The sequence below is a fragment of the Bradyrhizobium sp. S69 genome (assembly GCF_009766005.1).
In the GTDB taxonomy this organism is placed as follows: domain Bacteria; phylum Pseudomonadota; class Alphaproteobacteria; order Rhizobiales; family Xanthobacteraceae; genus Bradyrhizobium.
Genome location: NZ_LMUK01000025.1, coordinates 192,647 through 215,837, shown reverse-complemented (window position 1 = coordinate 215,837; position 23,191 = coordinate 192,647). Strand labels below are relative to the sequence as shown.

Below are 23,191 nucleotides of genomic sequence, written 5' to 3'. Positions count from 1 at the left end.
CGCGTCGACCGAAAGCATGTAGCGGGCATCACCGCCGCGCGCGAGCTTGAGGATCTTGCCATCCTTGCCCTTGACGACGATGGCCGGGCGCAGATCCGCCCCGCCCCGCGACGACCGCCAGTCGATGACGACGCGCTTGGCGATACCGGTGGATTCGTCGAGCGTCTCCGAGATCGACTGGCCCTCGACCAGATCCTCGAACCCGATCGAGCCTTCAACCTCGGTCAGAACGGGCCGTGAATACGGATCCCATTCCGCGATCCGCTGGCCACGCTTGATCATATCGCCTTCGTCGACGTGCATGCGCGCGCCGTACTGAATGCGATGCGTCGCCCGCTCGGTGCCATCGGCATCGGTGATCGCAACCACCATGTTGCGAACCATCGCGGCCAGATGACCGTCGCTGTTCTTCGAGATCGCCTTGTTCTTGATCGTCACCTTGCCGTCGAAATTCGACTCGATGAACGACTGCTCGTTGATCTGCGCTGCGCCGCCGATGTGGAAGGTACGCATCGTCAGCTGGGTGCCGGGCTCACCGATCGACTGCGCGGCGATGACGCCGACAGCTTCACCGTGGTTGACCGGCGTGCCGCGGGCCAGATCGCGGCCGTAGCACTTGCCGCAGATGCCGTTGACCAGTTCGCAGGTCAGCGCCGAGCGGATCTTCACTTCCTGGATGCCGGCCTGCTGGATGGCGTCGACATGCGTCTCTTCCATCAGCGTGCCGCGCTTGACCACGACCTTGTTGGTCGCGGGATCGCGCAGATCCTCGCCCGCGGTGCGGCCGAGAATGCGCGAGGCCAGCGATGCCACGACCGTGCCGGCATCGATGATGGCGCGCATCTTGATGCCGAGCTTGGTGTTGCAATCGTCCTGCGTGATGATGCAGTCCTGCGCCACGTCGACCAGACGACGGGTCAAATAACCCGAGTTCGCCGTCTTCAACGCGGTGTCGGCGAGACCCTTGCGGGCGCCGTGGGTCGAGTTGAAGTACTCGAGAACCGACAGACCTTCCTTGAAGTTGGAAATGATCGGCGTCTCGATGATCTCACCCGACGGCTTGGCCATCAGGCCGCGCATACCGGCGAGCTGACGCATCTGCGCCGGCGAACCGCGCGCACCCGAATGCGCCATCATGTAGATCGAGTTGATCTCCGATTCGACGCCCTTGGCGGACTTCTTGGTCGAGGAGATTTCCTTCATCATCTCCTTGGCGATTTCTTCCGTGGCCTTCGACCAGGCGTCGACCACCTTGTTGTACTTCTCGCCGTGGGTGATCAGACCGTCATTGTACTGCTGCTCGAAATCCTTCGCCAGCGCACGCGTGTTGTCGACGATCTTCCACTTGCCGTGCGGCACCACCATGTCGTCCTTGCCGAACGAGATGCCGGCCTTGAACGCATTGTAGAAGCCGAGCGCCATGATCCGGTCGCAGAAGATCACCGTCTCCTTCTGACCGCAGTGACGATAGACCTGGTCGATCACGCCCGAGATTTCGCGCTTGGTCATCAGCTTGTTGATGACGTCGTACGAAATCTTCGGCGATTTCGGCAGCACGTTGCCGAGCATCACGCGACCAGCAGTGGTCTCGATCCAGCGCTTGGAGATCTTGCCGGTTTCGTCGATGCCTTCCCAGCGATACCTGATCTTGGTGTGGAGGTGGATGACCTTCGAGTGCAACGCATGCTCGAGCTCGGCCATGTCGCCGAAGATCTTGCCTTCGCCGTGCAGGCCTTCGCGAACGATCGAGAGATAATACAGACCGAGCACGATGTCCTGCGACGGCACGATGATCGGCTGACCATTGGCCGGATGCAGGATGTTGTTGGTCGACATCATCAGCACGCGCGCTTCGAGCTGCGCTTCGAGCGACAGCGGAACGTGCACGGCCATCTGGTCGCCGTCGAAGTCGGCGTTGAACGCCGCGCAAACCAGCGGATGCAGCTGGATCGCCTTGCCTTCGATCAACACCGGCTCGAACGCCTGGATGCCCAGGCGATGCAGCGTCGGCGCGCGGTTCAACAGCACGGGATGCTCGCGGATCACCTCGTCGAGGATATCCCAGACCTCCGGACGCTCTTTTTCGACCAGCTTCTTGGCCTGCTTCACCGTGGTGGACAGACCCTTGGCGTCGAGCCGCGAATAGATGAACGGCTTGAACAGCTCGAGCGCCATCTTCTTCGGCAGGCCGCACTGATGCAGCCGCAGTTCGGGACCGACCACGATCACCGAACGGCCGGAATAGTCGACGCGCTTGCCGAGCAAGTTCTGCCGGAAGCGGCCCTGCTTGCCCTTGAGCATGTCGGCCAGCGACTTCAGCGGACGCTTGTTGGCGCCGGTGATGACGCGGCCACGGCGGCCGTTGTCGAACAGCGCGTCGACGGCCTCCTGCAGCATGCGCTTTTCGTTGCGGATGATGATGTCCGGCGCGCGCAGCTCCATCAGCCGCTTCAAGCGGTTGTTGCGGTTGATGACGCGGCGGTAGAGGTCGTTGAGATCCGAGGTGGCAAAACGGCCGCCGTCGAGCGGCACCAGCGGCCGCAGGTCCGGCGGAATCACCGGCACCACGGTCAGGATCATCCACTCCGGCTTGTTGCCGGAATAGCGGAAGGCCTCGACGATCTTCAGGCGCTTGGCGAGCTTCTTGTGCTTGATGTCGGATTCAGTCTCCTGCATCTCGACACGCAGCTGCGCATCGAGCTTTTCAAGCTCGAGGCCCTTCAGCAGTTCGCGGATCGCCTCGGCGCCGATCATGGCGGTGAAGCTGTCCTGGCCGTATTCGTCCTGCGCCTTCAGATACTCGTCTTCCGACAAGAGCTGACGGTCCTTGAGCGCGGTGAGGCCCGGCTCGAGCACGACGTAATATTCAAAGTAGAGAATCCGCTCGAGGTCTTTCAGCGTCATGTCGAGCAACTGGCCGATGCGCGACGGCAGCGACTTCAGGAACCAGATGTGCGCAACCGGAGCCGCCAGTTCGATATGGCCCATGCGCTCGCGCCGGACCCGCGACAGCGTCACTTCGACCGAGCACTTTTCGCAGATGATGCCCTTGTACTTCATCCGCTTGTACTTGCCGCACAGGCACTCGTAATCCTTGATCGGCCCGAAGATGCGGGCGCAGAACAGGCCGTCGCGCTCGGGCTTGAAGGTACGGTAGTTGATGGTCTCCGGCTTCTTGATCTCGCCGTAGGACCACGACAGAATCTTTTCCGGTGACGCGATCGAAATCCGGATCTGGTCGAAGACCTGAGCCGGCGTCGTCGGATTGAAGAGATTCATAATTTCTTGGTTCATGGTCTTCTCCTCGCGTGCCGATCGTCATCGGCAGCAAATTCGAAATTCTTTTAGGTGCCACACACCTTGCTCAACGTCCGGGCGAGGCGTGGATACCCGGCCATCCGCATGAAGGCGCGCTTCATGCTTTTGGCCGGGCATTGGATCTTTCGCGTTACTCGGCCGCCTCGGATGTCGTGCCGCCGACCTTGGAATTGTGCAGGTCGACGTTGAGGCCGAGCGAGCGCATTTCCTTGACCAGCACGTTGAACGATTCCGGGATACCCGCTTCGAACGTGTCGTCGCCACGCACGATCGCCTCGTACACCTTGGTACGGCCGGCGACGTCGTCCGACTTCACGGTCAGCATTTCCTGGAGCGTGTACGCCGCGCCGTAAGCCTCGAGCGCCCACACTTCCATTTCGCCGAACCGCTGGCCACCGAACTGCGCCTTGCCACCCAGCGGCTGCTGGGTCACGAGCGAGTACGGACCGATCGAACGTGCATGGATCTTGTCGTCGACGAGATGGTGCAGCTTGAGCATGTAGATATACCCAACCGTCACCTTGCGGTCGAAGGTGTCGCCGGTACGGCCGTCATAGACGGTCGATTGTCCGGAGGCATCGAGGCCCGCAAGCTTCAGCATCTCTTCGATGTCGGCTTCCTTGGCACCATCGAACACCGGCGTCGCGATCGGCACGCCGTGGCTCAGATTGCGCCCGAGTTCCATCAACTCGGTGTCGTTGAGCGACTTGATGGTCTCGTCGTCGCCGTAGATCTTCTTCAAGGTCTCCTTCAGCGGCTTGAGGTCCTGCTTGGCGGTGGCAAGGTAGGCATCGACCGTCTGGCCGATCCGCTTGCCGAGGCCCGCGCAGGCCCAGCCGAGATGGGTTTCGAGAATCTGACCGACGTTCATGCGGCTCGGCACACCCAGCGGGTTGAGCACGATATCCGCATGGGTGCCGTCTTCAAGGAACGGCATGTCTTCGATCGGAACGATCTTGGACACCACGCCCTTGTTACCGTGACGGCCGGCCATCTTGTCGCCGGGCTGGATCTTGCGCTTCACCGCGACGAAGACCTTGACCATCTTCATCACGCCGGGCGGCAATTCGTCGCCACGCTGCAGCTTCTCGACCTTGTCGAGGAAGCGCTGTTCAAGGCCCTTCTTCGATTCGTCGTACTGCTTCCGCATCGCCTCGATTTCAGCCATCAGCTTGTCGTTGGGCGAGGCAAACATCCACCACTGCGAGCGCGGATGCTCGTCGAGCACGGCACGCGTGATCTTGGTGTCCTTTTTGAAGCCCTTCGGGCCGGCGATGCCCTGGCGGTTTTCCAAGAGCTCGGCGAGGCGGTTGTAGACGTTGCGGTCCAAAATCGCCTGCTCGTCGTCGCGGTCCTTGGCCAGACGCTCGATCTCTTCCCGCTCGATCGCCAGAGCACGCTCGTCCTTGTCGACGCCGTGCCGGTTGAAGACGCGAACTTCGACGATGGTGCCCTGCACGCCCGGAGGCACGCGGAGCGAGGTATCGCGAACGTCGGAGGCCTTTTCACCGAAGATGGCGCGCAACAGCTTCTCTTCCGGCGTCATCGGGCTTTCGCCCTTCGGCGTGATCTTGCCGACCAGGATGTCGCCGGCGCGGACTTCGGCGCCGATGTAGACGATGCCGGCTTCGTCGAGGTTCTTCAGCGCTTCTTCCGAAACGTTCGGAATGTCGCGGGTGATTTCCTCCGGACCAAGCTTGGTGTCGCGGGCCATCACTTCGAATTCCTCGATGTGGATCGAGGTGAAGACGTCGTCCTTCACGATCCGCTCGGAGAGCAGGATCGAATCTTCGAAGTTGTAGCCATTCCACGGCATGAACGCGACCAGCACGTTGCGGCCGAGCGCAAGCTCGCCGAGATCGGTCGAGGGACCGTCGGCAATGATGTCGCCCTTGGCCACCTGGTCGCCAACCTTCACCAGCGGACGCTGGTTGATGCAGGTCGACTGGTTGGAGCGCTGGTACTTCATCAGCCGGTAGATATCGACGCCCGACTTGGTCGGATCGAGATCGTCGGTGGCGCGGATCACGATACGGGTGGCGTCGATCTGGTCGATCACGCCGGTGCGGCGGGCGGCGATCGCAGCGCCCGAGTCACGGGCGACCACGCCTTCCATGCCGGTGCCGACGAACGGCGCTTCGGCGCGCACCAGCGGCACGGCCTGACGTTGCATGTTCGAGCCCATCAGCGCGCGGTTGGCGTCGTCGTTCTCGAGGAACGGGATCAAGGCTGCGGCGACCGAAACCAACTGCTTCGGCGACACGTCCATGTAGTCGACCTTGTCCGGCGTGATCGGCAGCACTTCGCCGGCGTGACGGCAGACGATCAGGTCTTCGGTGAAGCGGCCCTTGGGGTCGAGCGGCACGTTGGCTTGCGCCACGCGATAACGGCCCTCTTCCATCGCCGACAGATACACCACCTCGTCGGTGACGCGGCCGTCCTTGACCTTGCGATAGGGTGTTTCGACGAAGCCGTATTTGTTCACGCGCGCGAACGTCGCAAGCGAGTTGATCAGGCCGATGTTCGGGCCTTCCGGCGTTTCGATCGGGCAGATGCGGCCGTAATGCGTCGGATGCACGTCGCGCACCTCGAAGCCGGCGCGCTCGCGGGTCAGACCGCCCGGCCCAAGCGCCGAAAGGCGACGCTTGTGGGTGATCTCCGACAGCGGGTTGGTCTGGTCCATGAACTGCGACAGCTGCGACGAGCCGAAGAACTCGCGCACCGCGGCGGCCGCCGGCTTGGCGTTGATCAGGTCCTGCGGCATCACAGTGTCGATATCGACGCTGGACATCCGCTCCTTGATCGCGCGCTCCATGCGCAGCAGGCCGATGCGGTACTGGTTCTCCATCAACTCACCGACCGAGCGCACCCGGCGGTTGCCGAGATGGTCGATGTCGTCGATCTCGCCCTTGCCGTCGCGCAGGTCGACCAGCGTCTTGATCACCGCCAGGATGTCTTCCTTGCGCAGCGTGCGATGGGTGTCGGGCGCATCGAGTTCGAGGCGCATGTTCATCTTGACGCGGCCGACCGCGGACAGGTCGTAGCGCTCGCTGTCGAAAAACAGCGACTGGAACATGGTCTGGGCCGAGTCGATGGTCGGCGGTTCGCCGGGACGCATCACGCGGTAGATGTCGAACAGCGCGTCTTCACGCGTCATGTTCTTGTCGGCATGCAGCGTGTTGCGGATGTAGGCGCCGACATTGACGTGGTCGATGTCGAGCAGCGGCAGTTCCTTGTAGCCCTGCTCGTTGAGCGCCTTCAGCGACTTTTCGGTAAGTTCCTCGCCGGCTTCGGCGTAGATTTCGCCGGTCTTCGGGTTGACGAGGTCCTCGGCGAGATAATTGCCGACCAATTCCTCGTCCGACAGCCGCAGCGCCTTGAGGCCCTTTTCCTGCATTTGACGCGCACCGCGCACGGTCAGCTTCTTGCCGGCTTCGAGCACCACCTTGCCGGTGTCGGCGTCGATCAGGTCGTTGATGGTGCTGTAGCCGCGGAAACGGGAGGCGTCGAACGGCACGCGCCAGCCTTCCTTGGTCCGCTTGTAGCCGATCTTCTTGTAGAACGTCGACAGGATGGTTTCGCCATCGAGACCCAGCGCGAACATCAGCGAGGTCACCGGAATCTTGCGGCGACGGTCGATACGCGCGAACACGATGTCCTTGGCGTCGAACTCGATGTCGAGCCAGGAACCGCGATAGGGGATGACGCGCGCAGCGAACAATAGCTTGCCCGACGAATGGGTCTTGCCCTTGTCGTGATCGAAGAACACGCCGGGCGAACGGTGCATCTGCGAGACGATGACGCGCTCGGTGCCGTTGACGACGAAGGTGCCGTTCATGGTCATGAGCGGGATATCGCCCATGTAGACGTCCTGCTCCTTGATGTCCTTGACCGACTTGGCGCCGGTTTCCTCGTCGATATCGAACACGATCAGGCGCAGCGTCACCTTGAGCGGCGCAGCATAGGTCATGCCGCGCTGGCGGCACTCATCGACGTCGTATTTCGGCGGCTCGAACTCATAGCGGACGAATTCGAGCATCGAGGTGCCCGAGAAATCCGAGATCGGGAACACCGACCGGAACACCGCCTGCAAGCCTTCGTCCAGCCGGCCTCCGGCAGGTTCATCGACCATCAGAAACTGGTCATAGGACGCCTTCTGAACCTCAATGAGGTTCGGCATCTCCGCGACTTCCTTGATGTGTCCGAAGAACTTGCGAACGCGTTTGCGACCGGTGAATGTCTGCTGCGCCATCGTGGCCTCTCATTTCGTCGCCCGTCACGGGCGAACCTTCCGAAGCGCGATTGGCATCGCCCCCGGGTTGAATTTCGATTCGCTCCGAAACCCGGAACGCCCATTTCAGGAATTAAGTCCTGAACCGACGCTCCAGACCTTCAAAACGCAAAACGACGCGCGGAGCGCTTCACGCACCCGCCCGTCCAACTGTTTTTGGTCACGGACTGAAAAAGCCCGAAATTGTCTATCTCCCAACGGCTTACGCAGAAACGTCGCCGTTCCCGCCGTCAACCGTGTTTTCCTGCTGCCGCCCCGATATGGGATGGCAATCGTGGAAATTCGAGGGGTAAGTTCCCGAATCCCCACACATTCCTGTGTATAACGTGGCCCGGCCGGAACCCGGCCACGTCTTTGTTAGATATCCCGGGTTTTGGCGCGGCCGTGCCGCGCTTACCCCGAGAAGAAATCGATCCCGGGTCGAGCTGGGCTCGCCCGGGATTTCGCTTCGGTAACCTTGAGGTTACTTGAGCTCAACCTTGGCGCCAGCCTTCTCGAGCTGGGCCTTGATCTTCTCGGATTCGTCCTTGTTGACGCCTTCCTTGACGGCCTTCGGCGCGCCTTCGACGAGGTCCTTGGCTTCCTTGAGGCCGAGGCCCGTGATGGCACGGACTTCCTTGATGACTTCGATTTTCTTTTCGCCGGCGGCGACCAGAATGACCGAGAACTCGGTCTTTTCTTCAGCCGGAGCAGCGGCGGCAGCGGCGGGACCGGCAACCGCAACGGCGGCCGCGGCGGACACGCCCCACTTTTCTTCGAGCATCTTGGCGAGGTCGGCCGCTTCGAGCACGGTGAGGGTCGAGAGTTCGTCAACAATCTTCTGTAAATCAGCCATTGATCTGTTTCCTTAAGCGTATTTGGTTCGAACCAGGTTTAAGTTGTGAAGGGCGTCAGGCCGCTTCGCTCTTTGAGGCATAGGCATGGACGACGCGCGCGAGCTTGGCCGCGGGCGCGGTCGAGAGCTGAGCAATCTTGGTCGCCGGCGCCACCAGGAGGCCGAGGATCTTTGCGCGCAACTCATCGAGTGAGGGCAGCGAGGCAAGTGCCTTCACGCCGTTCACATCCAGGACGGTTTTACCCATCGAGCCGCCGAGAATGACGAACTGTTCGTTCGCCTTGGCGAATTCGATGGCAACCTTCGGCGCCGCTACCGGATCGTTTGAAGTCGCGATCACGGTCGGCCCCTTCAGCAGGGAACCGATGGCAACGACGTCCGTGCCTTCAAGAGCAATTTTGGCGAGACGGTTCTTCGAGACCTTCACCGACGCACCCGCCAGCTTCATCTGCATGCGCAGCTTCTGCATCTGGGCCACGGTGAGGCCGGAATAATGGGCGACGACTGCGACGCTGGTGGTCTTGAAAAGACCGTTCAGCGATTCAACCGCGTCCTTTTTAGCCGCTCTTTCCACAGCAAGCTCTCTCCGGTTGGCGGTCTGTGCCTCAAGGCAGGACCGCCGGGTTACACCCATCGTCCCGCCTGAACCTGACCTCGAGACCTTTCAGTCTCAGGACATTTCGGGGCAGCACGACATATGAAAAGCCTGCCCGCCCGAGCCTCACGGCGCGGGGTGTCGAGGTTCGAACCAAACTGGCTTTAGCGCCGCAGGAAGCGGCGCAAAGCGAAAATCCGGTCTTCACCCGTCTATGCAGGCCATACGATTAAGCCGTTGAAGAAACACGAAGTCTCTACTCGGGCGCCTGCAGTCTTGGACAGGATCAAGGCCATCCGGCACGCCGGAAAACCCCTGCCCGCATCCCCCAAAAGCGACGGCCCCTTTCCTTTCAAGCAATCCATGCGGATGTCCTGAAAGGAATGGTCTCCTATCAAATCTGGTTTTCGGAATGCGTGCACAGACGAGCCAGCAACCGCCAGCACGTCCGGAGGACGCTTGTCTAACGAGTCTTGGCCGGCTTGCCAAGGGCAAAATCACCCCAATTTTCACCGGCAGGCCTCGCCGGATCGTCAGGCCTCGCGGACCGCGTAAGGCAGGGCCATTCCGGCGAAAAACGCTTCCAGATTGGCGATCACGCAATCCTGCATCGCGGTGTGGGATTCCAGGGTATGGCCGCCGATATGCGGGGTCAGCACGACATTCGGAAAAGCGGTCAACGCATCCGGCGGATGCGGTTCCGTCGCATAGACGTCGAGACCGGCGCCCGCGATGACCTTGGCTTCGAGCGCCGCGATCAAGGCCGACTGGTCGATCACCGACCCTCGCGCGATGTTGACGACATAGCCGTCCGCGCCGAGTTTTTGCAGGATTTTGCCATCGACGGCGTGGTGGGTGTCAGCGCCGGCGCGAACCGCGATCACCAGCACGCTGCACCAATCCGCCAGCGCTTCCAGGCTCGGCAAATAATGATAGGGCACGTCGTGCTGGCTACGGCTGAAATAGCCCACTTCGGTCTCGAAGGACGCGACGCGCGCGGCGATCTTGCGGCCGATTTCGCCCATGCCGTAGACGCCGACCTTGCGCCCGCGCATGCCCGCTTGCGGCCGCATCATCGGCGACGGTTTTGTCGCCGCCCAGTCGCCGCTGCGCACATAATGGTCGGCGACGGTGAGCCGCCGGGTCGCCGCCAACATCAAGGTCACCGCGATATCGGCAACCGACGACGCATTGGCGCCCGGACTGTGGCCGACCGCGATTCCGCGCGTGGCCGCGGCCGCCAGATCGACGCCGTCATACCCGGTGCCGTAACAGACGATCGCTTTGAGGTCCGGCATCATGTCCATCATCGCTCCGGGAAGCGGCGTGCCGCCCGCCGTGATCATCGCCCTGACGCCTGTGAGCTGATCCGCCGCGAATACCTCGCGCGGTGCCTTGCCGCCGGCGTCCATCAACTCAAAGCGCTCGCCGATGCGCAGCATCAAGGCTTTGGGAAAGCGCGAATAGATCAGGACTTTTTCCGGCATCTTGTTTTTCTTTCCCGTCATGCGCGCGGCAGATCAAGGCTCGGATTCAACAAAAAGGGCGGAATCGGTTGCCCAATTCCGCCCTGTTTTCTTGTTCGCTCAGAGAACCCTAACCGAGCAGCGTGCCCGGCTCAACCTTGACGCCCGGGCCCATGGTGGAGGAAACCGCCACGCGCTGGATGTAGGTGCCCTTGGAGCCCGCCGGCTTCGCCTTGGAAACCGCATCCGCGAGTGCCTTGACGTTCTGCACGAGCTTCTCTTCGGAGAACGAGGCCTTGCCGATACCGGCCTGCAGGATGCCGGCCTTCTCGACGCGGAACTCAACCGAGCCGCCCTTGGCGCCCTTGACCGCACTGGTGACGTCCATGGTCACGGTGCCGATCTTCGGGTTCGGCATCATGCCGCGCGGGCCGAGCACCTTACCGAGGCGACCGACCAGCGGCATCATGTCCGGGGTGGCGATACAACGATCGAAATCGATCTGACCGCCCTGGACCTTCTCGACCAGGTCTTCGGCGCCGACGACGTCGGCACCCGCCGCCTTGGCTTCTTCAGCCTTGGCGCCACGCGCGAACACGCCGACCCGCAAGGTGCGGCCGGTGCCGTTCGGCAGGTTGACGACGCCACGGACCATCTGGTCGGCGTGACGGGGATCGACGCCGAGATTGATCGCGATCTCGATGGTCTCGTCGAACTTCGACTTGGCGCGTTCCTTGACCATCTTGATGGCATCCGCGAGCGGATAGAGCTTCTCGCGGTCGACACCCTCGCGGGCCTTGCTCAAACGTTTTCCGATTGCCATGACCGTTACCCCGCTACCTCGACGCCCATCGAACGGGCTGAGCCCTCGACCATCTTCATGGCCGACTCGATGGAGTCGCAATTCAAGTCCTTCATCTTTGCTTCGGCGATCTCGCGCACCTGCGCTTTGGTCACCGCGCCGGCCTTGTCGCGGCCTGGCAGCTTCGAGCCAGACGTCAGCTTGGCCGCCTTCTTGATGAAGAAGGACATCGGGGGGGTCTTCATCTCGAAGGTGAACGAACGATCGGCGTAGATCGTGATCACCACCGGGATTGGGGTGTTCTTTTCTTCCTTCTGCGTCTGGGCGTTGAAATTCTTGCAGAATTCCATGATGTTGAGTCCGCGCTGACCAAGCGCGGGACCGATCGGGGGCGAAGGGTTCGCCGCACCGGCCGGCACCTGCAATTTCAGGTATCCGGTCACTTTCTTTGCCATACGTCACTCCTGTTGCGCCGGTCGAAACCGGCTGTTTCAGGTTTCGTGGTTCGGATCGGGACAGTTGGCGACTGCCCTACCCTCCCACGGCCTCTCCAACGCCAAGACGCACCGAAATGCGTTTTGGCTTTTCCGATCAGACCTTCTCGACCTGACCGAATTCCAGTTCGACCGGCGTCGCACGTCCGAAGATCGACACAGCGACCTTCACGCGCGAGCGCGCCTCGTCGATTTCCTCGACCACGCCCGAGAACGACGCGAACGGGCCATCGGCCACCCGCACGTTCTCGCCGATCTCGAAGGAGACCGACGCCTTCGGGCGTTCGACGCCTTCCTGCACCTGGTGCAGGATCCGCATGGCTTCGGCTTCCGAGATCGGCATCGGCTTGTTTTCCGCGCCGAGGAAGCCCGTCACCTTCGGGGTGTTCTTGATCAGATGAAACGCCTCGTCGGTCAGCTGCATCTTGACCAGGACGTAGCCCGGGAAAAACTTGCGCTCGGCGTCGATCTTGCGGCCGCGGCGCACTTCGGTGACCTTTTCGACGGGCACCAGTACCTGCTCGAACAGATCCTCAAGCCCACGCTGCTTGGCCTGCTCGCGGATCGACTCCGAGACCTTCTTTTCGAAGTTCGAATAGGCGTGAACGATATACCAGCGCTTGTCCATTAGTGGATGCCGAGCAAAAAGGTGACGAGATAGCGGATAATCTGATCCGCGGCGAAAAAGAAAATCGAAGCCAGCGCAACCATCACGAACACCATGATCGTGGTGATCGTGGTCTCGCGGCGGGTCGGCCAGGTGACCTTGTTGGTCTCCGAGCGCACTTCCTGCAGGAATTTGAACGGGCTGAAAGCCATCGCTTGTGATCCGCGTCCGTCGTGGGACGATACTTCAAGAGTTCTAGGAAATCCGAACAGCCCTCTAGCGCCCAGCCCTCTTTTGAAGGATGAGCCGCCAAGCGGGCTCGATTGTTCGGGGGAATTCAAAGCCGCGCCGGATATCCGTCGAAGCGGGCCGGCAGCAGGTGCCGGTTATTTACTGCGGGAGGGCCCGAAGGTCAAGGTATGGGTATGCCGAAGCCGCGACCGGATTTCCGTCCAACCGGAGCCGGTTCGATCCGAATACCGCCCGACATCTGAGGCGCCGGCAAGGTCCGGTCAGCGCCCCACCGCTGGGCGCCTACTTATTGACGCATATATATCCCCTGATCGGCTACCTGTGATTTGGCAACGGAGCGGGAAATCGTGATGGCGTCGCATCGGATCTGTTACGGGGGTGCGGCGGCCGCATTCTTTATTCTGCTCCAGACAGCCGCCTTCGCTCAGGGAACCCAGGAGCAGCGCGACGCCTGCACCCCGGACGCGTTTCGGCTGTGCGCGGCCTATATGCCGGACGCCGGTCGGGTCGAGGCGTGTCTTCGCGCCAGCGGGCCGAACCTGAGTCGGCCTTGCTACGATGTGTTCTTTCCGCCGCAACAAGCCCCGGACCCGCAGCCGGCGGGCCGGCAGCGACGCCCCAACAATCCACCGATACAGCTACAACCGCGGCCGCCCGCAGACGACGACGAATAAGCGAGATCAAATCAACGCGTTAAATGGCAGGGGCGGCAGGGCTCGAACCTGCGACAACCGGTTTTGGAGACCGGTACTCTACCAACTGAGCTACACCCCTACAGGGAACCTGCGTCGCGGCGGGTTCGCGCCGTTTCAACCATAAACACCGCCTCGAATGCAAGGGCGAAGCGGTTAACGCTGTGCGATCCGCACAACCGTACCTGGCTGGCGACCGACGTGTCCTTTGCGGGAAATGCCCTGTTCAATCCACGGGTTCTGCGCCAAACTTCAGCCTGCACCCATAACCAACGACAAGAACAACACGGGAGAGACCATGACCGCGCAGACCGCCGCCAAGCCTGCCGCCGCCAAGCCCGCCACCGCCCCGCAGACCCCGTCTTTGCCCCAGGCCAAACCGGAATCGCTTGGACTGTCATCCGTCAGGCTGCAGCGCCTATCCGACGCCTTCAAGCGCGAGATCGACAAGAGCACCCTGCCGGGCGCAACGGTCATGGTGGCGCGGCGCGGCCAGATCGGCTGGTTCGACGCGCTCGGCAAGCAGAGCCCGGCGGCAGCCGCGCCGATGGCGCATGACAGCCTGTTCCGCATCTTCTCCATGACCAAGCCGATCGTCTCGGTCGGCATCATGATGCTGGTCGAGGACGGCCATTTTATCCTTGGCGATCCCGTCGCCAAGTTCATTCCGGAGTTCGCCAACCAGAAGGTTGGTGTCGAGAACAACGGCAAGCTCGACCTGGTCCCGCTGACGCGGCCGATGACGGTGCAGGACCTGTTGCGCCACACCTCCGGCATCACTTACGACCACACCGGCAACAGCCTGGTGCAGCAACAATACCAGCAGTCGCGCCTGCGCAGCCGCAAGATCAGCAATGCCGAGCATGCCGCTTTGGTCGCGAGCCTGCCATTGATGTCCCAGCCCGGCGCGGAATGGAACTACAGCCGTTCCACCGACATCCTCGGCCGCATCATCGAAGTCGTCTCCGGCAAGAGCCTGAGCGCGTTCCTGACCGAGCGCATCCTGGCGCCGTTGCAGATGGCCGAGACCGCGTTCCACACCGGCGAAGAAAACGCCGGCCGCCTCGCCGAGCCGTTCCCGACCGATCCCTGGACCGGCGAGAAGGTGCAGTTGTTCAACATGCTGGAGAAGCCGGTGATGGAATCCGGCGGCGGCGGTCTGGTATCGACCACAATGGACTACGCGCGGTTCTGCCAGATGCTGCTTGGCGGCGGCACGCTCGACGGCACCAGGATCATCGGCCGCAAGACGCTGGAACTGATGGCGTCCAATCATCTCGCCCCCCACGTCAAGGTCGACTCACCCCTGATGCCGGCCGGTCACGGCTTTGGGCTCGGCTTCGCGGTGCGCACCCATCAAGGCATGGCGCCGTTCTCGGGCTCGCTCGGTCAGTTCTTCTGGAGCGGGATGGCCGGTACGTTCTTCTTCATCGATCCGGCCGAACAGCTGTTCACGGTGTTCATGATGCAGGGCCCCGGCCAGCGCGAATATATCCGCTCGGTGCTGCGCGACCTCGTGTACGCCGCGGTGGAGTGATCGCTGGAGGCTGCCGCGCTTGCTCCAGGCACGGCAGGTCACGCGCTGACCAGCAACGGCTTGTCCGCCAAGTCTTTGTCCGCCAGGCCTGGGACGGTATTGCCGTTTGCCGAAGCCACGCACATTCGCGTCGCTTCCCGCAACGATGATGCGAAGAAATCCACGTTGGTGGCCTCGCGGAGTTGCCCTGCCGGTCCGCCGTCATCGGTCCAGCACCCGACCATGATTTTGGCGTGCGGGACCTTGCGGCGAAGGCGCCGTACCGCGTAACGCATGTGCGCGGGATTGCGGGTACCCAGATAACAAAGGCAAATCAGAGCCACGTCCGCAGTTTCCAGGCGAAAGATGTTGGCGGTCGAAAGCACTTCTGGTCCTTCAACGCGCGCCGTCAAACCATGCGCGCTGCAAAGCTGCGCAAAGAGGACGGCCGCCGCTTCATCCAGCTGCGAGCGGCCGCCGATACACAACACGGGATGATCGCCACGCCATTCGGGAGCCAAGTCCGTCTTCGCAAGCGAGGGAACGTCCGGATAGTCGCGGTTCGCTGGTATGCCTTCAACCGCGGCCGCAGCCTCCGCATCATCGGTCGAGCCTTCGCCGACCGGCTCTCGGTCTGCCTGATCGGGGAGATCGGCGGCGAATTCGATCACGGTGTCGCGGATCTTGATCAACCGTGATGGATCAAGTGCCCCGCGATCGAGGTCCGACTGGGCGAGTTGCAAGCCCTTGAGGGCGACCTCCTCATGGTAGGAGGACAGCGATCGCTCCTTGAGAAACTCTTCCGCCTTCTCCGCCGCCTCGGTCGGATCTCCGGCAAGCATGCGCTGATAAAATATTTCAGGGGGCGAAAGTGCGGGCCGGTCACCAAACATCACGTCCAAAAATGAAAGCCGTTCAACGTGGCGGCCAAGTACCACCAGGCATACGGTCAGCGGCGTCGCCAGCACGAGACCGATCGGCCCCCATAATGCGGTCCAGAAAGTGGCCGACACCACTACCGCGACCGGAGACAATCCGGTGCTTCGCCCATAGACCATGGGCTCGATCACCTGCCCTATCCCCGGCTGGATGACGAAAAAGACAATTGCTGTCCACGCCAGCATGGACCAACCCGGGTCAACGGCGACCGCCAGCGCCAACGGAAACGCCGCCGAAATGACCAATCCGATATAAGGAACGAAGCGCAACACCGCCGCCAGAATACCCCAGAGAATTGCCGTCGGGATCCCGATCAACCACAGCCCGGTGCCGATCAGGATGCCGAAGCCGGTATTGATCAAAAGCTGGTTGAGAAACAGCCGGCTGAGCCGGGCGGCGGCATCGTCGAGCGCCGCGGTGGTGCGTTGAAGGTCATGCGATCCCGCCAACCTGATAAACCGATTTCGAAGATCTTCGCGCTGGATCAAAATGAAGATCACGAAGATCACGATGATGCCGGTGGTCGCAAGCGGCGAGATCAGCGGCGCAATCAACGATCTCAGACTTTCCAGTGCGCCCGGATCCGGCTGTAGCACCTGCACGGGAATAGGCTTGACCACTGACGAACCGATAGGGCTGTTAAGAATAGGGCTGGTCGGCGGTGTCGAGGCGTCGATTTTTGGTTTGTCCAACTCCTTGCCTAGATCCTGCAGCATGCCGGCGGCGCGCTCGAGGGTAGAGCTGCCTCCGGCCACGCCGCGAACGGACTGAATCTTGGATTGGATGGTTGTCTGATATCGCGGCAGATCTCCTGCCAGTCCGTTCAGTTGGGTCGCAATCAAGCTACCCAGCGCGAAGATGACCGCAAACGCAATGACGACCACACCGACCACGGCTGCCCCACGCGGGACATGCAGCCGCTGAACCGCGCGCGCCGGCGCGGCCAGCACGAAACTCAGGAGAATGGCCAGAGCTACCGGTACGAAGATGTCCCGGCCGACGTAGAGCGCTGTAACGATAATGACCGCCAAAACCGTGACCGCGACGCCGCCGATGAGCGAGGCGACATCGTCGGCCGTTTGCCGCTTTGCCAATTTCGGGATCATGAGTTGGGTCCTGCCGGTGCCAACTTCCGCACCGTCGGCAAGACCCAACCAATCGGCCGAGTGATTGTTCCGCCGACCATCTGAAACCGCTTTCTCAGCGGCTGCGGCGAGGATGATACAGACGCCTCAGCTAATCGTGGCGCCGCCATCGATGACGATGGTCTGCCCGGTCATGAAGTTGCCGGCGGCCGATCCCATGAAGACGGCGGCACCGGCGATTTCGTCGGGGATGCCGATGCGCAGCAGCGGCGAGCGCGCGGTGGAGGCCTTTAGGGTCTCTGGATTGTCCCACAGCGCCTTGGCGAAGTCAGTCTTGATCAGGCCGGGCGCGATGCAGTTGACGCGAATATTGTGCTGGCCGTATTCGCAGGCCAGGTTGCGCGCGAGCTGCATGTCGGCGGCCTTCGAAATCGCATAGGCGCCGAGCACCGTCGAGCCCTTCAAGCCGCCGATCGACGACACGATGATCACCGAGCCGTCCTTGCGCTCGATCATCTGCGGCACCACCATGCTGGTCAGCCAGTTGTTGGCGACGATGTTGTTGTCGAGGATCTTGCGGAACTGCTCGTCCGAAATACCGCCGAGCGGTCCGTAATAAGGATTGGACGCGGCGTTGCACACCAGCACGTCGATCTTGCCGAAGGCGCGGTTGGATTCGTCGACCAGATGCTGGAGATTTTCCTTGCTGGAAATATTGGCGGCGATCGCCACCGCCGTTGCCTTGCCGAATTTGTCGTTGATCTCCTTGGTCACGGCATCGCAGACATCCTGCTTGCGCGAGGAGACCACCACTTTGGCGCCGTGCTCGGCCATCCGCTCGGCGATGGCGCGGCCGATGCCGCGGGTCGAGCCGGTGATGACGGCGACTTTTCCCGACATGTCGAACAGGGTCATGTGTCTCTCCCAGATGTGATCCGGCGATCGCTGCGCAGATCTTGTTTTTCGAGTTGAGCTTTGTTTTCGAGTTGAGCTAAGCAGTCTTTATAATCTTCGACAACCAGCCAGCGCGGGTCACGCTAGCTTGGTTTCCTTGACCTCCGGCCCGGCCGGCTGATGCATCGCGGCGTGCGCGGCATCCGCGATCCACGGCTGCTGGTTGACCATGGGAAGCCGCCAGTTCGCGTGGCCTGCGCTTGCGAAATGATCGAGCCGCGTCACCGAGCAATTGTCGATGTCGAAGGCGAGACCCTTGTCGGGTAGCCCCCCGAGCGCGAGACCGACCGCCGCCTTGATCGTGCCGCCATGCGCCACCACGATGATATCCTGGCCGGCGTGTTCGCCACCGATGCGCTCGATCGCGCCGCGCACGCGGTTATAGAGATCCATGAAGCTTTCGCCGCCCGGCGCGGGCTCGTCGATCGCGGCGAACCAGTGGCTGCCGACCGGCCGGCTGGCAAGGAACGCCGCGCGGTTCATGCCCTGCCATTCGCCAAGATGCTGCTCGGCGAAAGCTTGCTCATGCGGCATCGTTGCGGGCTTGGGAAATCCGGCGGCCCAGATCGCGTCCGCGGTCTGGTGGGTGCGCTTCAGATTGCTGGAAAACCAGACCGCGTTGCGCGGCAGGATTTTTCCGACCGCGGCGAATACCGGGCGATCGCTGGTGTCGCAGCCGAGATCCTTTTGCCCATAGATGCGCCCGCCGTCCTCGCGCACCGGCGCGTGGCGCACCCACCACCACCGCGTCGCAACCACGCCGTTCTGGGCGGCAACCGATTTGTCGGTGTTGGACATCGCGAGAGCCTTTCAATTCTTTGCAACGGTCTCTGCAATAGTGTTTGCAAAAGCCTTTGACGTCGCTGTACGTCAGAGCAGGGATCGCCTCAAGTCACTTGAGCGTTTGAAATCTTGTTTGAAATTCCGCGCAGCGGCAAGCACGGCATCACATCAATCAGATCACAAGGGAGAAACTCATGGGCCGCCTCGAAGGCAAATCCGTCATCATCACCGGCGCGGGAAGCGGCATCGGGCGCGCGGCCTCGCTGCTGTTCACCAAGGAAGGCGCGAAACTCATCGCGGTCGATCGCAGCGAAGGCGTCAAGGAGACGGTGGAACTGGTGCGCCAGGCCGGCGGCACCGCGGAAGCCGTGATCGCCGACGCCGGTTCGGAGCAGGACGTCATCGCCTTTATCGCCAAGGCAGTGTCGAGCTACGGACGGCTCGATGCGATCTGGGCCAATGCCGGTATCAGCGGCGGGCTGGTGCCGCTCGCCGAGCAGACCGTGGAACATTGGCAGGAAATCCTGCGCATCAATTTGATCGGCCCGTTCCTGGCGATCAAACATTCGATGCCGCACATGATCAAACAAAAATATGGCTCCATCGTCTGCACCGCCTCGGTGGCGGGCTTGAAATCGGGCGCCAGCGGTCATCCCTACGCCTCGAGCAAGGCCGGCGTCATCAGCCTGGTGCAGACCACGGCCTATTCGCTGTCCGGCACCGGCGTGCGCATCAACGCGGTGTGTCCCGGCCTGATCGAGACCGGCATGACCAAGCCGGTGTTCGATCGCGCCAAGGACCGCGGCACCGCCGACAAGATCGGGCAGCTCAATCCCTTGAAGCGCGCCGGCCAGCCGCACGAACTCGCCGCGATGGGACTTTTTCTCGCCAGCGACGATGCATCTTACGTCAACGGCCAGGCGATCCCGGTCGATGGCGGCCTCACCGCATCGATGCCGTATGCGGGCAAGCCGATTTAGGTTACGAACCGTCATGGCCGGGCTTGACCCGGCCATCCTTCCTCTTCGCAAGATTCATGCGAAGGAAGCAGATGGATACGCGGGTCAAGCCCGCGTATGACGGTTTACTTGGTAGCGACGCTCCGTCCTACTTCGCGCCCGCCTTCTGCGCATACTCCCACGACGCCTGCGACAGCGGCACGGTGCGCTTGGCGGATTCCAGGGCCTTGGCGTTGGCGGCGGTGCCGTCGCGAATGCGGCCGGCGATACCCTGCGTGATGCCGGCAAGGCGGAACAGATTGTAGGAGAAATACCAGTTCAGGTCAGGAACAGTGGTTCCGGTGACGTTGCAATAGATTTGCGCCGCCTCTTCCAGGCTCGGAATGTTCAACGCCTTGAGATCGGCGCCGGCAAGACCCGGCATGGTCCATTGCATCAACAGATAGGTGAAGTCGGCCATCGGATCGCCGAGCGTCGACAATTCCCAGTCCAGTACCGCCTGCACGCGAGGTTCGGTGGTATGGAAGATCATGTTGTCGAGGCGATAGTCGCCATGCACGATCGACACCCGCGCCTGCGGCGGCACGGTTTTCGGCAGCCACTCGGCGACCTTTTCGAATTCCGGAATGTGCTGGGTCTCGGACGCCCGATATTGCTTGGTCCAGCGATCGACCTGGCGCGCGAAATAATTTCCCGGCTTGCCAAAATCTCCAAGCCCGATCGCGTCGGGCTCATAGGTATGCAGTTTCGCCAGCGTCTCGATCTTGCTGGTGAAGATCGCACGCCGCGCCTCCGGCGTCTGGCTCGGCAGCGTCGGATCCCAGAACACGCGGCCCTCTTCCATCGACATGATGTAGAAGGCCGAGCCGATCACCGCATCGTCGGTGCACAGGGCATAGGCTCTCGCAACCGGGAACCCCTGCTTGCTGAGCGCTGCGATGACCTTGAACTCGCGGTCCACCGCATGCGCCGACGGCAGCAATTTGCCGAACGGCTTGCGCCGCATCACATAGGATCGCCCTGATGTGTCGAGCCGGTAGGTCGGGTTCGACTGGCCGCCCTTGAATTGCAGGACGACCAGCGGTCCCTGATAGCCCTCGACATGCTCGCGCATCCAGCCGTCGAGCCGCAGCTCGTCGATCCGATGCCGCTCCTCGACCGGCTTGGTACCCGAGAACTCTTCGTCTTTTCTGACGCCGTCAGCCACGATGACGCTCCCTTTTTAGTTTCTTCGAGAGAGCGTCAACGCTCTCATGCTTTAGTGATTGGTGGGAGAATTTGCATACTTCCGAAGTTCAAGTCTGGCAATGGCGCGATTATGCACCTCGTCCGGACCGTCCGCCAGCCGCATCGTGCGCATCGAGGCATAGTCCCGCGCGAGCCCAGCGTCGTCGGAAACACCGGCGGCGCCGTAAGCCTGAATCGCCTGATCAATGATCTTCAATGCCATGTTGGGCGCGGCCACCTTGATCATGGCGATTTCGAGCTGCGCGCTCTTGTTGCCGACCTTGTCCATCATGTCGGCGGCCTTGAGGCACAACAGGCGGTTCATCTCGATATCGGTGCGGGCTTCGGCGATGCGCTGTTCCCAGATCGAAAATTCGATGATCTTCTTGCCGAACGCGGTACGCGACGACAGCCGCTTGACCATTTTCTCCAGCGCCTCTTCGGCCTTGCCGATGGTGCGCATGCAGTGATGGATGCGGCCCGGGCCGAGACGGCCCTGCGCGATCTCAAAACCCCTGCCCTCGCCGAGCAGGATATTTTCGGCCGGCACGCGCACGTTCTCCAGCAGCACCTGGGCGTGGCCGTGCGGCGCATCGTCGAAGCCGAACACCGGCAGCATCTTCTCGACCGTGATGCCCTTGGTGTCGAGCGGCACCAGGATCTGCGATTGCTGCTGATGCCGCGCCAGCGAGGGATCGGTCTTGCCCATCAGGATCGCGATCTTGCAGCGCGGGTCGCCGACACCCGACGACCACCATTTGCGGCCGTTGATCACATAATGATCGCCGTCGCGCTTGATGCTGGTTTCGATGTTGGTCGCATCCGATGAGGCCACCGCCGGCTCCGTCATCAGGAATGCCGAACGGATTTCACCATCCATCAAAGGACGCAGCCATTTGCGCTTCTGCTCCTTCGAGCTGTAGCGCATGAACACTTCCATGTTGCCGGTATCGGGTGCCGAGCAGTTGAACACTTCGGAGGCCCAGCTGATGTGGCCCATCTCCTCGGCGAGCGGCGCGTATTCCAGATTGCTCAATCCCGCGCCGCGGAATTCGTCGTCTTCATGCGCGTTCGGCGGCATGAACATGTTCCAGAGGCCTTCGGCCTTCGCCTTCTTCTTCAGGTCCTCGAGGACCGGGATCACCTTCCAGCGCGCGCCCTCGGCGTCCTGCTGCTTGTAGACCGGCACCGCGGGGCGGACATGCTTGTGCATGAACGACTGCACGCGGTTGAGCCAATCCTTCTGGCGGTCTGACATATTGAAGTCCATGGCACACTCCTCACCTTGGTTTCTCTAAATTGTTTGGCGGCACTGTCTGCCCGCCACCGGTTCACCGCAAGCCTATTCATCGGCCCGATCGGCGGATTGACATTCCAGCCTTCAAACCATAGTTTCATACATGCGTTTGAAATGCAACGCCCCGCTGCACAGGGCCTCGAGCCGCATAGGGTGATGACATGCCGACGGACCACACCAGGAGTGCGATCCTGAGCGCCGCGGAGCGGCTCTATGCCGACCGCGGCTTTGCCGACGTCACGCTGCGCGACATCGTGGCGGCGGCCGACGTCAATCTCGCGGCGGTGAATTATCATTTCGGCTCCAAGGACGAACTGATCGCCGAATTGTTCGTCACCCGCAGCCTCGCCACCAACCGCGAGCGGCTCAACGAACTGAAAGAAGCGGAAGCCGTCGGCGGCGGCCGCGCCGATGTCGAAGCCATCCTCCGCGCGCTGGTCGGCCCCACCGTTCGCGGCTGCCTCGGCCCCAACAATGAACGCTCGACCGCCGCGCGCTTCATGATCCGCGCCTCGATCGAATCGGTGCCGCCGATCCGCCGGATCAAGAACCGCGAAATCGATCATCTGCGAAAATTCTCCGCCGCGATGCGACGCTCGCTGCCCGATCGCAGCGAGGTCGATCTGTATTGGGGCCTGCACTTCGCGCTGGCGATGGCGCACCAGACCATCCGCGACAGCGAGCGGCTGTCCAAATGGTCCGAAGGCACCTGCGACCTCAACGACGTCGAGGGCATCATCGACCGCGTCGTCGCGGTATCGGCGATGGCGCTGGCGGGAAGCGAGCCGGCAAAGGCATCGGCGAAACTGGTCGCGCGCGAGGCGCGGTGAAAAGACTCCCACGTCGTCCCGGCCTTGCGCCGGGACCCATCACCCCTTGATTGTAAAAGAAGGCATCTGCTCCAGTGCCGAAACGAGAACACACGGCGTATGGGTCCCGGCGCAAGGCCGGGACGACGTGGGTGGATGATCGCGATTTAATAAAGCTGACATAACTCCGCGTTCTCGCGACATCATTTGTCCGAGGTTTTCAAAATCTTTCCGCCCCAAAAGATAGAGGGCGCAGGGAAGACCGGGTGC

The 23,191-nt window shown here is 61.9% G+C and carries 17 protein-coding genes and 1 tRNA gene; 3 read left to right on the top strand and 15 right to left on the bottom strand.

The genetic code is table 11. The features are described from left to right. From rpoC to GSQ88_RS10290, 10 genes are all read right to left on the bottom strand, one after another. Positions 1-3,294: DNA-directed RNA polymerase subunit beta' (rpoC, locus tag GSQ88_RS10335; RefSeq protein ID WP_159007623.1), on the bottom strand; the 3,294-nt coding region annotated here is incomplete at its 3' end. 154 nt (positions 3,295-3,448) lie between these two features. Beyond that, positions 3,449-7,570 carry a DNA-directed RNA polymerase subunit beta gene (rpoB, locus tag GSQ88_RS10330; protein WP_159007622.1) on the bottom strand — a complete coding sequence of 1,374 codons (4,122 nt, stop codon included), beginning with the start codon at positions 7,568-7,570 and terminating at the stop codon, positions 3,449-3,451. A gap of 502 nt (positions 7,571-8,072) precedes the next feature. Beyond that, positions 8,073-8,444, bottom strand: a complete 372-nt coding sequence (rplL, locus tag GSQ88_RS10325) for a 50S ribosomal protein L7/L12 (protein WP_159007621.1) — start codon at positions 8,442-8,444, stop codon at positions 8,073-8,075. A 55-nt stretch (positions 8,445-8,499) separates the two neighbouring features. After that, entirely contained in the window at positions 8,500-9,018 is a 519-nt protein-coding gene (gene rplJ, locus GSQ88_RS10320; protein WP_159007647.1) for a 50S ribosomal protein L10, read from the bottom strand. 554 nt (positions 9,019-9,572) lie between these two features. Then, positions 9,573-10,526, bottom strand: a complete 954-nt coding sequence (locus GSQ88_RS10315; protein ID WP_159007620.1) for a 2-hydroxyacid dehydrogenase — start codon at positions 10,524-10,526, stop codon at positions 9,573-9,575. A 109-nt stretch (positions 10,527-10,635) separates the two neighbouring features. Continuing rightward, positions 10,636-11,328, bottom strand: coding sequence for a 50S ribosomal protein L1 (gene rplA / locus GSQ88_RS10310; RefSeq protein WP_159007619.1), 693 nt, complete (start codon positions 11,326-11,328; stop codon positions 10,636-10,638). Positions 11,329-11,333: 5 nt separating this feature from the next. Beyond that, positions 11,334-11,762, bottom strand: a complete 429-nt coding sequence (gene rplK, locus GSQ88_RS10305; protein ID WP_159007618.1) for a 50S ribosomal protein L11 — start codon at positions 11,760-11,762, stop codon at positions 11,334-11,336. A 136-nt stretch (positions 11,763-11,898) separates the two neighbouring features. Next, positions 11,899-12,429, bottom strand: a complete 531-nt coding sequence (nusG, locus tag GSQ88_RS10300) for a transcription termination/antitermination protein NusG (RefSeq protein WP_159007617.1) — start codon at positions 12,427-12,429, stop codon at positions 11,899-11,901. Continuing rightward, positions 12,429-12,620, bottom strand: a complete 192-nt coding sequence (secE, locus tag GSQ88_RS10295; RefSeq protein WP_079603871.1) for a preprotein translocase subunit SecE — start codon at positions 12,618-12,620, stop codon at positions 12,429-12,431. The genes nusG and secE overlap by 1 nt, the downstream gene beginning before the upstream one ends. Before the next feature lie 738 nt (positions 12,621-13,358). Continuing rightward, a tRNA-Trp gene (locus GSQ88_RS10290) sits at positions 13,359-13,434 on the bottom strand. A gap of 216 nt (positions 13,435-13,650) precedes the next feature. On the opposite strand from GSQ88_RS10290, the gene GSQ88_RS10285 reads away from it, so the two are divergent. After that, positions 13,651-14,889, top strand: a complete 1,239-nt coding sequence (locus GSQ88_RS10285; protein ID WP_159007616.1) for a serine hydrolase domain-containing protein — start codon at positions 13,651-13,653, stop codon at positions 14,887-14,889. A gap of 38 nt (positions 14,890-14,927) precedes the next feature. Here GSQ88_RS10285 and GSQ88_RS10280 read toward each other — a convergent pair whose 3' ends face one another. From GSQ88_RS10280 to GSQ88_RS10270, 3 genes are all read right to left on the bottom strand, one after another. Then, positions 14,928-16,913, bottom strand: a complete 1,986-nt coding sequence (locus tag GSQ88_RS10280; RefSeq protein WP_159007615.1) for an AI-2E family transporter — start codon at positions 16,911-16,913, stop codon at positions 14,928-14,930. A gap of 126 nt (positions 16,914-17,039) precedes the next feature. Further along, entirely contained in the window at positions 17,040-17,807 is a 768-nt protein-coding gene (locus GSQ88_RS10275) for an SDR family NAD(P)-dependent oxidoreductase (RefSeq protein WP_159007614.1), read from the bottom strand. Positions 17,808-17,924: 117 nt separating this feature from the next. Beyond that, positions 17,925-18,644 carry a histidine phosphatase family protein gene (locus tag GSQ88_RS10270; RefSeq protein ID WP_159007613.1) on the bottom strand — a complete coding sequence of 240 codons (720 nt, stop codon included), beginning with the start codon at positions 18,642-18,644 and terminating at the stop codon, positions 17,925-17,927. A gap of 179 nt (positions 18,645-18,823) precedes the next feature. Between GSQ88_RS10270 and GSQ88_RS10265 the strand changes: the two genes are divergently transcribed. Then, entirely contained in the window at positions 18,824-19,609 is a 786-nt protein-coding gene (locus GSQ88_RS10265; protein ID WP_159007612.1) for an SDR family NAD(P)-dependent oxidoreductase, read from the top strand. Positions 19,610-19,736: 127 nt separating this feature from the next. On the opposite strand, the gene GSQ88_RS10260 is transcribed toward GSQ88_RS10265, so the two are convergent. Then, positions 19,737-20,795 carry a phosphotransferase family protein gene (locus tag GSQ88_RS10260; protein ID WP_159007611.1) on the bottom strand — a complete coding sequence of 353 codons (1,059 nt, stop codon included), beginning with the start codon at positions 20,793-20,795 and terminating at the stop codon, positions 19,737-19,739. A 51-nt stretch (positions 20,796-20,846) separates the two neighbouring features. Continuing rightward, positions 20,847-22,085: an acyl-CoA dehydrogenase family protein gene (locus GSQ88_RS10255; RefSeq protein WP_159007610.1), complete on the bottom strand. Its 1,239-nt coding sequence runs from the start codon at positions 22,083-22,085 to the stop codon at positions 20,847-20,849. A gap of 188 nt (positions 22,086-22,273) precedes the next feature. On the opposite strand from GSQ88_RS10255, the gene GSQ88_RS10250 reads away from it, so the two are divergent. Further along, positions 22,274-22,942, top strand: coding sequence for a TetR/AcrR family transcriptional regulator (locus GSQ88_RS10250; protein WP_159007609.1), 669 nt, complete (start codon positions 22,274-22,276; stop codon positions 22,940-22,942). Positions 22,943-23,191: the final 249 nt, after the last annotated feature.